This window comes from Iningainema tapete BLCC-T55 (assembly GCF_014698965.1).
GTDB classification, from domain to species: domain Bacteria; phylum Cyanobacteriota; class Cyanobacteriia; order Cyanobacteriales; family Nostocaceae; genus Iningainema; species Iningainema tapete.
Map to the genome: position 1 here is coordinate 1 of NZ_JACXAE010000130.1, position 12,798 is coordinate 12,798.

General features: G+C 39.4%; 9 protein-coding genes. 4 read left to right on the forward strand and 5 right to left on the reverse strand.

Translation table 11 applies throughout. The features are described 5' to 3' along the window. Positions 1-38 precede the first annotated feature (38 nt). The 3 genes from ICL16_RS42710 to ICL16_RS42720 all read left to right on the forward strand — a co-directional run bounded on the left by ICL16_RS42710 (position 39) and on the right by ICL16_RS42720 (position 2,704). Positions 39-1,106 carry a ParA family protein gene (locus ICL16_RS42710; protein WP_337907227.1) on the forward strand — a complete coding sequence of 356 codons (1,068 nt, stop codon included), beginning with the start codon at positions 39-41 and terminating at the stop codon, positions 1,104-1,106. After that, positions 1,106-1,849 (forward strand): ParB N-terminal domain-containing protein, encoded by a 744-nt coding sequence (locus ICL16_RS42715; RefSeq protein ID WP_190838447.1) that lies wholly within the window; start codon positions 1,106-1,108, stop codon positions 1,847-1,849. The genes ICL16_RS42710 and ICL16_RS42715 overlap by 1 nt, the downstream gene beginning before the upstream one ends. A 207-nt stretch (positions 1,850-2,056) precedes the next feature. Beyond that, positions 2,057-2,704: a hypothetical protein gene (locus ICL16_RS42720; RefSeq protein ID WP_190838449.1), complete on the forward strand. Its 648-nt coding sequence runs from the start codon at positions 2,057-2,059 to the stop codon at positions 2,702-2,704. Between the two features lie 65 nt (positions 2,705-2,769). On the opposite strand, the gene ICL16_RS42725 is transcribed toward ICL16_RS42720, so the two are convergent. From ICL16_RS42725 to ICL16_RS42740, 4 genes are all read right to left on the reverse strand, one after another. Then, positions 2,770-5,388, reverse strand: a complete 2,619-nt coding sequence (locus ICL16_RS42725; RefSeq protein ID WP_190838452.1) for a DNA translocase FtsK — start codon at positions 5,386-5,388, stop codon at positions 2,770-2,772. Between the two features lie 36 nt (positions 5,389-5,424). Continuing rightward, entirely contained in the window at positions 5,425-7,497 is a 2,073-nt protein-coding gene (locus ICL16_RS42730) for an ATP-binding protein (protein WP_190838454.1), read from the reverse strand. Positions 7,498-7,549: 52 nt separating this feature from the next. Then, the gene (locus ICL16_RS42735) at positions 7,550-8,386 is read right to left on the reverse strand and encodes a transcription factor RcaD (RefSeq protein WP_190838457.1); all 837 of its coding nucleotides are present in this window, start codon (positions 8,384-8,386) and stop codon (positions 7,550-7,552) included. 139 nt (positions 8,387-8,525) lie between these two features. Continuing rightward, positions 8,526-8,987, reverse strand: coding sequence for an MgtC/SapB family protein (locus ICL16_RS42740; RefSeq protein ID WP_190838459.1), 462 nt, complete (start codon positions 8,985-8,987; stop codon positions 8,526-8,528). A 186-nt stretch (positions 8,988-9,173) separates the two neighbouring features. Between ICL16_RS42740 and ICL16_RS42745 the strand changes: the two genes are divergently transcribed. Next, positions 9,174-11,504: a putative PEP-binding protein gene (locus ICL16_RS42745; protein ID WP_190838461.1), complete on the forward strand. Its 2,331-nt coding sequence runs from the start codon at positions 9,174-9,176 to the stop codon at positions 11,502-11,504. On the opposite strand, the gene ICL16_RS42750 is transcribed toward ICL16_RS42745, so the two are convergent. Then, positions 11,501-12,673, reverse strand: coding sequence for a baeRF7 domain-containing protein (locus tag ICL16_RS42750; protein ID WP_190838463.1), 1,173 nt, complete (start codon positions 12,671-12,673; stop codon positions 11,501-11,503). The genes ICL16_RS42745 and ICL16_RS42750 overlap by 4 nt on opposite strands. Positions 12,674-12,798 lie beyond the last annotated feature (125 nt).

Here is a 12,798-nt window from a genome sequence, read left to right on the forward strand (position 1 = left end):
CTTCAACAATTTCCGGAATCGGTTATTAGCTTGCTTTGGTGATTAGAACAGCTTATCACCATATATACGGGAGAACCGTTTTTCTATGTTCTGGCAAAGAAGTTGAGACTAAGATAGATGAAATCAGACTATTAATTGGCAGAGATAGTTTAAAAGAAATACAGATAGAAGATAATATAGTAACCCAATTACAGGAAAATAATTCAACATTTGAAAATGAGAGGCATTCAATGAAAATAATCGCAATTTATCATAATAAGGGTGGAGTAGGTAAGACAACTGTTGCTATTAACCTTGCAGCAGCATTAAGAACAAAAGGTAAAAGGGTACTTTTAATTGATCTAGATTCTCAAGCTAATTCTACTTTCGCAACCGGATTAATTAAATTTCAGTTTGAAGAAGATGATGATTTAAAAGATAGAAATGTATACCATTTAATAGAATCTGGTGATTTTAACTTTATTCCCGATATTGTTCGTCAGTCCCAGTATTTCAACAATCCAGACATAGACGTTATCCCTTCTCATATTACCTTAATTGAGTATCAGGACAAACTTAACAAAATATCTGCTAGCAGATATAGACTAGTTGCCAAATTAAAACGAGTGGAAAAAGAATACGATTTTGTAATTATTGATACTCCTCCTTCACGAGATTTATATGCTGAAGTTGCACTGATTGCTGCTGATTACTTGATAATTCCTTCTGACTTAAAACCATTTGCCAACCAAGGTTTACCAACGGTAAAGAATTTTATTAATCAAATTAATGAATCTAGAGAAGTTATGGGGAAGCCCCCCATTAACTTAATGGGCGTTCTTGCTTCCAAAATATCGCACAACGCTAAATTCCAACAGTATACTTTTCCCAAACAGAGAAGTGTTATTTCGGAGCGTTATCACCTACCTTTAATGGAAGCAGTTATATATGATAGAACAGTGCTGTCACAATGTATGAATCAAACCATAACAATTGGAGAATTAGAATATCCAGATCCAAAATCGATTCTCAAATATGCAGAAGAGGTTAAATCAGAAGCTCAAAAATCTGCAATGGAATTTGAGATTTTAGCAGATGAAGTTCTCCAAAAAATAGGAGTTAATTGATGATTAATTTTTCGCTTGTAGATGTAAAAAGTATTTCTTCCAATGTACCTCGTTCAAATTTTGCCGAGGCAGATTTAGATCAACTTGCAGATATGATTCTAGAAAGTGGGGGAATTATCAGACCATTAGTTGTGAAGGCAACAGGAGTAGAAAATTACACAGTTATTGATGGACATCTTGAATATTATGCAGCAGTCAGAGCAAAAGAAAAAAACCCTCGTCAAGGTGAAATGGTAAATGCCTTCGTCATATCACCTAAAATAGAGGATACAGTAGCAAAGCAAGCTACAGCTCTTAGAAGCTTAGAATCTTCGGATGAGAACACAGTAAAGCCTCCCGTTGGCACAGGAAATTTAGAACCACGTTTAGCAAATCTGGAATTACGTTATGAAAAGCAAATTAATGAGTTAAAGTCAGAACAAGTACAAGAAAGAGAGAGGCTAGACGACAGACTAAAACAGATTGAAAGTCAGATACCCAAACAGATTGTACCATTAGCGGCATTTAACACTCTCAGTCTAACTGAATTAACTTTCAGATTAAAAAGTGCTGGTTTTACCAATCAAACAGCTACTAAAGTTGCTGAAAGTGTAGAAAAGGAACGTAAGAAAAAACAGTTTGTATCTTTGAGTGATGTAGTGGAAAGAGTAAAAGTCACCAGTGGCAAAAGGCAGGTTAAAGGTATAACTAGCGATAAAATGGTCGATATAGTCGATAGTTGGTCACGACTTTTATTTTTTTAACCGTAAATAGTGCGCGTTACACAGTGTTAAGCACAACAATACTTACAGCGCCCCTTTAAGTCTTTGCGCAAGACATTACTCACTACCTTCTGGCTTCTCATGCCTGAAGCATCACCCTATTCCTCTGTAAAAATATCCGGAAAGCAAATCCTAATAGAAGAATATTTGTTTGAGTATCATTTTTAGCTGTTGGAATTAGGGGCTAACATGGATAAACTGGAATCCAAAATTCTGGAAATTTTGAAGCAAGGCACTCCGATCAGAGCAATACAGATTGCTGCTCTGCTTGGGGTGGAAATACGTGAGGTTAATCGCTATCTATATTCTTCACTAAAACATCTAGTTGTACAAGATACTGAATATAAATGGTCACTTCGGTCACGTCAATCTTTCACTCCTAATACTCAATCACCACAATTTGTCAAGCAAAGTACCGAATATCGCTTAAACAAAAAAGATATTCCACAAAATTATTCATTTCAACCCTCTACTAATCAAAATAAATTACTAAAACCTCTCAAGCAAAACGATCCCTATGAAGTTGTCAAGAGAGAATTTGCTCGTGTACCTTCAAAAGAGAAAATACAAATCATCGAAAGTGCTTTCAGACAAGATAAATTTGCTGAACTAGAAGATGAACAAATAAATGCTCTGCAATCAGTTTTAGAACAGGCTAAGCGAGAAGTGAGTATAGCTAACACTGCTTATTTACAAGGAAAACTAAGTTCTCGCAAAACTTATCTTGTAGCGATCGCCGCTGCTTCTATTACCTTAATTGGTACACTGTTCGTTCTTGATCAAGTCAAACCAAACTCAACGTCTCAACCTACTCCAACCATTCCCCTAAGTAACTAATAATAATGTTATTGATTAAAAAAACTAAGATTTATTAAATAAAATTCCTATGTAGTATAGGATTACTATTTGATTTTTGAAGTTAGCTGAATATTTGTCGCTAACAAGCTTTGTAAGCGCTGTAATTGAGAACCGACTTGGTAAAGTAAATCACCTTTACCTAACAAGTAAGCGGCAGCTGTTTGTTTTCCGCCCAAAACAATAGCTGAGTCTGCTTCACCAGCAGTGCGCAAGGCTACTCTTCCCGGTAGATTTGAGCGGATGATGGGGGTGACAATTTTGGCTTCTGGGCGTTGAGTAGCTATAATAAGGTGTATTCCGGCAGCTCTTGCCATTGCACCGAGCCGTTTAATACTTTGTTCCAATGCTGTGCGGATTTCTTTTTCTGCCATAAAGTCAGCGTATTCATCAAAGATACAGACAATCCGCGACAAAGGTTTTTGGGAACGTTGATTGTAAGCACTTAAATCAGCACACCCAGCTTTTTCAAATCGCTGGTAACGCGACTCCATTTCTGAGACTAATTCTTCCATAAGTTTGATCGCGCGATCGCTATCTTTAACCACTGGTGAATACAACCACCGCATTTGCTCAAACTCTGGAAAAGTAACTCGTTTAGGATCTACCAATGCGATTTGTAGCTGTTGTGGGGAATGACGAACGAGTAAACTGAGGAGGAGCGATCGTAAAAACTCACTCTTACCACTACCAGTTGTACCCCCTACCAAAAAGTGACAAGTATTCGGATCGGATAAATCTGCCTCTATCAACTTCCCCTCTAAATCTACCCCAATGGCAATTTTTACCGCTTTTGCTGGTACTTGCGAGTTTACATAATCCTCAAACTTAGCAGCTTGTCTGTCGGCACGAGGCAAATCAATACTAACATAACCAGCTTGCGGGGCAATTAGAGGTGGATTTGCTAACCCCAGTTGCACTTGTAAATCTGCTGACGATTTTAGTAGAGCATTAACTTTCACACCAAGATGAGGTTTAAGCTTCACCCGAATAAAACTAGGAGCAACAGCAGCCCCGTGGTAATCTACACCAATACCAAAAGATTGCAAAGTCTCAACCAACTTTTCCCCCATCGCATCAGCATTGAGACTAGATTGGTGCTCTCTTGTGGGGTGGAGAGCAGCGCCGTGCTCTGGTTCCCAGAGTTGAGGCGACTGCGGAGCATCCGGAGCGCCTTCTACTAAAGACTCACTTTTATTAACTGCAAAATAACTTTGACACTTTTGCTGCTGTGGACAAATTTCACATAAGTGGGGCTGAGTTGTAGACGGAGGTGGATTAGGATGAGGAGCTTCCCAAGTCAACCATTGCCGCATTTGTTGTAATTTATAAGGAATTAGCTGATGCACCGTACTTTCTAGCTGTTCCCAAGTATACTGATACTCTTTAAATTCTGGCAAAACACAGTACACCGCTGAATCAACAGATACTTTTTTATTTTGACAGAGCATATAACTATAAAGAGCAACTTGGGCTAATTGTGCTGAAGGATCTACCGGTTGATAAGTTTTAAACTCCAATACACACAGGCGCTTTAGTTCAAAGTTGAAGACTAAACAATCAAATTCCCCTGCTACTCGTTGCTGCGTACCATCAGCCAGATTAAATAAATACTCAAGCCTGCGTTCTTCAGAAACAAAGGTGTTACGAATAACTGTATCTGCACTGCAATAACGCCGATTGATTACCAGCAATTCTGCGAAGCGTCTAATTAATCCTTGTAATCCTTGCCAAACTTGCAGCAATGCTGGTGCTTGCCTTGCATCTTGTTTAACGGCTTTTTGTAAGTAAGAGTAAAACTTTAATTCATAAAAAAGCTGTTGCATCGCTGAGGCAATTTCCTCTACCTGCAATTGGTTAGCGGCAGGTTTAAACAATTCTTGAAATCGAGGTTCGTGAGTTGCTAACTTTATAAATTCGTCAGCCAATTGATGAAATGTACTACCAATACCAGTAGCGGTATCTTTTGGTATAAATAAGGTATTGCCTCCTAAATGCTGGTGCAGATAAAACAAGCGGGGACACTCAAAGGCAACTCGGACTTTAGTAGCAGTTAAAGATAAATTTTCAGTTTCTGTAGTGGTTTTTGAGCTATTAGCCACCATATTAAAAATATTACTTACTAAATTGGGGTTATAAATTTCTAATAATCGGCGATGCACAGCAGCCAGATAAACTGTATCCATAGCCGCATATTGTAACTGTTTTTGAGTAAGAGGACGCTGTCCCCAGTCGCTGCCTTGTTCTTCTTTATCGACGTTGGCAAAGTAGCATAGTTCTGTAGCTAAGGTTTTAAGTTGTAAATTAGATACTTGTAATTTGTGCTTAATCTTTCTAGCTATCTTCAGAGTACAGGTAACATTTTGTGCTAGCTGTCCTCCCAAATATTTTAAATCAAAGCTGGCGTTGTGAAATACCTTTTCTATTTGGGGATTAACCATAATTTGGTCAATAAAACATGCAGCTAAATCAGGTTTATCTAATACATCAATAATGTAAGCAGCTTCACCAGTCAAGTCATTGGGTTCAACCAACACCTGAATTAGTGATAGTCTAGGATAGGAAGTCTGCCAGTCAGCGATTTCTGTATCTAACCACAGCGTTTTAGCCAAGGCAAATTTGGCAATTTGCGCTTTTATTTCATTGGCTTCTGTAAGGTACTGCATACGCTAAAATATCAACATCTAGTTGAAAAATTACTTTTAACTAGTAACTAAACAAATTAATTGATCTTGCGGCTTGGCTTTAGAGTCAACAATTTCCAACTTTTGCTCTTGACACAGTTCTTGAATCAACTGTCTAATTTCGGATTCTTTCGCAATAGAAAACCGGGCATTAGTCTCTTTAATCAGAGTTGGTACTCCCATGAAACCTTGAGTTTTTACTAAATTTAACAGAAAACTCTTAACTGGTTGTAAATCATGTTTACCATTACCATTGTCCGGTGACTCACTTTTTTTAGAAACAATCTTTAATTCCTGCAATAAAGTACATTTATGCAAAATCTCGCATTCGCGGGCTAAAGTTTGTAGTTCCAATAAAGTAATGGTTTTACCTACCAGCACCAATTCATTAGCTTCTACTGAATTCACCAAGCTGTGGTAGGTTGCCAAGTAGTGAACAGAAGACAGATTGGGTTTGATATGATGATGATTAGTATATGTGAAAATTTGTTGGTAAAGTTGATTTCCAGCAAGTTTTGGATTTCCTATACTTCCAGCCCGAATTAAGTACATGGTTTGACAGAGATTTTGCTGAATAGCTTTCTGACAGGCATTCATTATATTGAAAAAGCTATTCATATTTGAATCTTCTGTCCAAATTACGCCTACTCGTTCTCGCTTACCAGCTTCTTGATAACTTAAGGAATTACTGGCATACTTCCCACTGATAAGTTTAGGTTTAATTTCCTGTACTTGAAATGCCTGTAATGCTTGTTCCACCATCCGAATTAAATCCGGGGCTGCTAATAGAGATATTTTAGTATATTTTCCCTGAGCTTTTTGATACTCCTGCTGCCATAACAATTGAAATTCTGCTTTGATTTTATCTGGCGGTGGTGGCGGTGGCGGCGGTGGAGTTCCATCAAACCATTGTGGCTGAGGAGCTTGTTTATCCCTGAATAGCCATTCCTTATAATCCTGGAAAAGTCGTTTCCCTAGCTCTAGCACGTTGCGAGGTGTAGCTTTGCGGCTGGGAAACACTTTCTCTAGCACCTTTTGATTTAAAGGGTAAATCGGGGAAACAGGTTTAGGATTAGCTTGATGGTGTAGTGGGTAGAGTCGAGAAGCTAAGAGGGCTTCGGCTTCCTCCAGCGTAATACGTTTCAGTGGAATTCTGATACTAACCCTATCTAAGTCAGAAGGGTACACTCGCTTGTAATTGTCATTCCAAGTAGCTATCTTGATGCTGAGGATAATCAGGAAACCTTTCCACTTACCGTTATAAATTGTAGAGTTGACGTTGAATAAAGCTTGTATATCAATAGAACCATCTGGCAAACGAGCAATGCTATCTAGCTGATCGAAACACAACACAATCGGTTGAGTTTTAGCACAAAGTTTGCTAAAATTCACCAAGATGCCGCGAGCCTTGTCTTCATCGTCAATAGATTGCTTGACTCTTAATTTTTTCAAATTTTCGTCATCTAAGTCATCTCCTTTCAACCATTCACAAGCTAAAGAGTATAATTCTGGGTTAGTCAGGTCATAAAGTACACCGAAGAATTCATTAGCATTATAAATCCCTGTAGTGCCGATAGTTTTTTTGAGGATGTCAATGAATAGTAGGCGATGAGCATCTGACTTTGTTTGCCCAAAGAAGCCTTTAACTGTATCAATCAAACTTTGCTGCTCACTTTTTAAACCTTGACGAATTGTAGACAAGCAGCTTTTGATCCAGAGGATTAATTGCGAATCTGCTTTTCCTACTGGAGCATTAACCAAACTATCAACCGTATGACGTAAAATATGCCGCCAAATGCGATCACTCTGAGAAAATGGCTCAATGTATACAAAAAAAGCTTGATCGTTTAGCTTTTGTTTCAGTTGACCCAAGAAGTGAGTCTTTCCCGATCCAACGTCACCATATAGAATTAGACTGCGAGTTTGATGATCTTGGACAACCTCTGCTAAAACACTTTTTATTTGGGTTAATTGTTGTTGATGAATAGATTCAACAGTAGGGGGTGGCTCCTGCTCTTCCCAAAAGTTACCTGCAGCTGAGTTATCAAATGGGTTAAGCGATTGTTTAATAACCTCATCAAAAGTTGCCATGCTCATGTCCCTGCTGTTGTGATTAACCTGTTTGTGATTTGAATTTATCCCCCTAAATCACTGTGATGAAAAACAAGGAGCCACCGCTGATTTGGGAAATTCCCGCATCAACTTGTTCAGGAGTATAATCGCCTGGTTCTGCCAATGTACTCAATTCAATACTGTCAGATTCTTCTAGACGATAGAGTACCTTGTCTAATTCATCCCGTGATAGTGGGGGTTGTAACTTTTGCCGCAAATGGAAGATTGGCAAATAATTGTCAGTACCAAGCTCTTGATCTAACTTCCGGATAGTTTGTAAAATTTCTTCGTCAGTGAGATTGACAATTGTGACAACAGGTTCCTCTTCGGTAGTAGGTATTGACTCTGGCTGACTACGTAAAGTTTTGCGAAATAAGCTTAAGTAATTATTCAGCAAATCCAAGCTGATGGCTGCAGATCCCTTGGGATTGTAGTCAGAGCGCAAATACTCCTCTCCTCGCTGAGTCAGCCATACTTCAGCTTTAGTCTTTTTCATTTTGTTTTCTACTTCAATCAATCCTCGCTCACTCAAGGTTTTCAATATCTCCCCTTTCTCAGCGGCTTTTAGCGATGACTTGATTTTACTTGGCTCAATTTTGCCAGAAGCTTTACTGATCTTCTCCAGCATCCTCAGTTCTCTATCAGTGATGGGCAGTTGGGCTGGATCGAGTTTCAGCAGGGCGTCTCCTGGGGGTAAAATCTTAACTGTGGCAATCTCGCGGGAAAAGTCTATTAGTTCGCGATCGCCTAAATCTCGACAAATTTTTTCCTTACCTTTAAAATCTTTAAAGCCACTTGCAGTTAGGCTAGTCCGATAATTCGTACATCCCAACAACTTAAGTAAAAACTTTAGCTCATTCGTTTCCATGAAAGTAATCTTACTGAATTGGAAATAGCACTACTCTAGCTTGAAGTGCAAGAATTTACACATATTTTTTATCTTAGCTATAATTTGCGCGAATGGCTAGAACAGTACTTATTGGGCAATAGGCTCAGACAATCTTAGTTTATCTATCTGACCGTTCACCTGTTTTAAAAAATTTCAGAACCAACAAAGATAAAAGTGTCCCTATTAATCCTAGCTGCCACAAACCGCAGCCACAAGCAATTCCCAGCGCTGCCGAAACCCATATAGCTGCTGCTGATGTAAGTCCATGAATCTCAGCTCGCGCCCGCTCTTGAGGAGTTTCGCGAACAATTTCTCCAGCTCCTAAAAATCCCACACCAGTAACAATACCTTGGATTACGCGACCAACAGAATCAGGGCTTGGGTGAGCCGCACCTGTTAGCAGGGGTATGAGTGTAAATATGGCTGAGCCAAAACATACCAGCATATGAGTTCTCAAACCTGCTGGCTTATGCTGTAGTTGGCGTTCTAAGCCGATGATTGCCCCAACTAGCAAAGCAAAGCACAGTCTAATGGTGATGTTTAACCAATCATTTGGCGAAAGGTAGTAATTATTTAACAAAGTTTAGTATGAAAGAAAGAATTTATAATCTATATAAATTATTATTATATTGCTATATATGATGTTAATAGATAATCTGAAACAGTTTTTAGCTTTCTTAAAAAAACTTTTTAATCAAAGCTAAGTACTAAACAAAAGGAGACGTGTTAACTTCCAAATAACAAATTACAACTGATAACTAATTGAGTGGACAAACTCTACTGGCTAGACCAAATTAAACCACAAGACCGCGCTCAAGTAGGTGAGAAGGCATTTCATTTGAGTAAAATTAAGCAGCGCAGCTACCCGGTGTTGCCTGGTTTTGTCGTTTCAGCATCCGTTTTGCGCGAATTTTTAGAGACTCTCAACAGTTTACAAGTTTTGGTCGCTGATTTACCTAATTCTTCTTTGCACTTAGATATCAGTAATTGGCGTCAACTTCAGCAGGTGGCTAGCCGTTTACGTCAACAGATGAATGCCGCTACTTTACCACCCCAACTGTTGAGTACAATTGTCCAAGCAGTTCAAACCTGGGACAAAAAATATTTAATTTTTCGCCCATCTTTTAGTATACCATCAAAAAAACTGGCTAATAGCAACATATCTGGGTTATTAGAGTCCCAGTTTTGTTATTTTGATGATGAAAAAGCGATCGCTCACGCACTGAAACAAACTTGGAGCCAAATTTTCCGTGCCAAAAATCTACTATATTGGCAACATGCCGGAATTAACTTTCAACAAATTAATTTAGCAGTTTTAGTACAACCTTTGCATCATGCGATCGCCAGTGGTTTATTTTCTGCCAACTCCGCAGGCTGGGAAATTCAAGCAACTTGGGGCTTAGGAATAGCAATCTCCTGGGGCGATGTGCAACCAGACGTTCACTATATCAAACCAGAAACTGGCATTATCCAAGAGCAACAGTTGGGTAATAAGATGATAGCTTATCGTCTTGATGACACAACTAGTGGAGCTAGGAGCGATCATACAACTGTTGTGGCTTATCAGCTAGAAGAAATCAAACAGAAACAGTATGCTTTATCACCCGAATACTTACAACAACTAATTCAACTCACAACTGGGCTTGTTAAAGAACGTGGTAACAATTTTACCTTGAAATGGACTATCTCTGTAGAAATGGATTCGCCAACGCTTTACATAACGCAAGTTAGTTCGCCTCAATCAGAAGTAGCTCAACAGTTTTTGATTAAAGGGCTAGGAGCAGCTACGGGACATGCAATGGCAAACGCTTTTGTAATTACTAATCCAAAACAATTAGAACAATTACCGTCACAAGTGATTTTGGTTGCATCAGTAATTACACCTGAATGGTTGCCGTTAATACAAAACTCTATAGCTATTATTACTGAACAAGGAGGGTTAACTAGTCATGCAGCGATTCTTGCCAGAGAATTAGGCATCCCAGCAGTTGTAAATGCTTCACAAGCAACATCCGTGATTCAAAACGGTGAACGATTGCTTGTTGATGGCGATACGGGTGAGGTTTACCGTGTTGAAGCCTGTGAGTGGGGGCACAAGGGAGTGGGGGAGCCTGTGAGTGGGGGCAAGGGATCCCCTTTGGGGTTGGGGGCTGTAGGGGAGTTAAATTCCAAATTCCAAATTTCGTTACCAGTGATTGCTACTCAATTGCTGGTAAATTTAAGTCAGTCTAATTTAATAGAGCAAGTACAAAACTTACCTGTAGATGGGGTGGGGCTACTGCGTTCAGAATTAATGGCTTTATCTATTTTAGACGGACAGCATCCCAAAACTTGGCTTGAGCAAGGACGTAAGAAACAATTGCTAGAGCGCTGGATTGAACAGGTAATACGGTTTGCTCGCGCTTTTGCACCAAAACCAATTTTTTATCGAGCTTTGGATTGGCGATCGCATGAACTGCCTAGTTTTAATCATAGTCTACAATCCCCACTACAAGGAATGCTCGGCAACCGAGGCACTTTTAGTTATGTGGAAAATCCAGAAGTTTTTGATTTGGAATTGACAGCACTATTAGCTGTACAGAATGCTGGTTATCATAACATCCGGCTATTATTACCATTTGTGCGCACTGTAGAAGAGTTTTCTTTTTGTCGTCAAAAAGTTGAGCAAGCGAAGTTAACTTTAGTGTCGCAGTTTCAATTGTGGATTATGGCAGAAGTGCCTTCGGTACTGTTTTTGCTTCCAGATTATGTCAAAGCAGGTGTACAAGGAATTTCCATTGGTACAAACGATCTTACTCAATTATTGCTAGGAGTGGATCGAGAACAAGGACAGTTGGCAAAAGTATTTGATGAATGTCACCCAGTGGTAATGTCCGCGATTGCTCAACTCTTAAAAATGGCAAAACAAGCAGGGATTCCTTGCTCAATCTGCGGACAAGCGCCCGCACTTTACCCAGAAATTATCGATCAGCTTGTAGAATGGGGTATTAGTTCTATTTCTGTTGAACCAGAAGCGTTTTTGAGAACATATCATGCGATCGCTCGTGCTGAACAAAGATTAATCTTAGCAGCAGCACGGCGACAACTAGAAATTTAATATCTGAAAATTGCGGCAACAGGTGAACTGAATGGTACTTGTTCTGGTGGAACAGCGTACACAGTACCTCCATTCAACAAGGTATGAGCAGCGACAAAATCCAGCAAATCCTCATCACCGGTTTCTTCTTCCTGGTGCAAGTATACCGTTTGTGAAGTTGGTTCAAACAAACCCCATTGCTGCTCACCTACAGCAACAATCAATGAATCAACACGTTGATAATATGCCGCTGGCAAGATTTGTTTGATATCATTAGATGCAAGTTCTGAATTCGAGCCAAACAATTCATTAAATCGCTCGATCACTTCTTGCTGCGACTTCTTGTATTGAGCCTCCACAATAGGCCAAGCTTGCTCGTGCAACTCTTTGCCACTCTCGATTTTTACATTACCTGTGATACCTTCTTCCATTAAATGTTGGTAAGAGTTTGCCGAACGGTAAAGAGGCATGAGATATTCTACCCCAGCTAACACCAAAGGCGCTGTTTGATTTCGTAATTTCTCGTGCAATGCCCCATCAATAAGATGAAAGAATTGCAGGATAGCTTCTTGGTGCTGATCGCGATCGGGACTCCCTTGCCCATGAAAAGCACCCGGCTGTGAAAAAGGATTGGAGGTTCCGCCTTTTGATGTTGCAATTCGGAACTGACCCTCTTTTGCAGTATCATCATAGCCAAGAGCTTCATCAAGACTTTTTGGCAGATTTTCTACCTCTACCTCTTTAATGGTGTAGTGTGTTCCTTCAAAGAACTTGACATCTTTTTGACTCAGAGTCAGCAAGTAGAAACGCCCATTACCATTTAATATTGGTAGCAGTGGTTTAACGTGGAAACGATCTGTAACCACAACCAACTCTTTAAAATCGATAGGCAGGGTATAGTAGCGAAAAATATCTTTAGAGATAAATACAGCCAATCCTTGCTCTCCCAATTGATCCCAGAAATTCTGTTGATCCAGTTGATGGACTTTTGCCAGCAATTCCATTGCTTCATTCTGCTCAAGACCGGCATCAATTAAACGTGCCTCAGCTTCTTTAATTAAATTCTTAAAGCGAACAGGATCTTGGCGAACTTCTGGTCCTGCTGGGTGAGTTGGCATGTAAATTGAAACACTATTTTGTGGTGACTGTTCTAGTAATGCTTTAATTTCTTCTCTAGAGATTAAATCCATTATTTAACCCTCCCATTAAATTAATTGACCATGTCAAACCACTCCGTTTTTGATTTAATGATCAGATGGAATGTTTTACCAGGTTTGTTCTGGCTTTAATTTCACGTCAAGGAGAATTAAGTTTC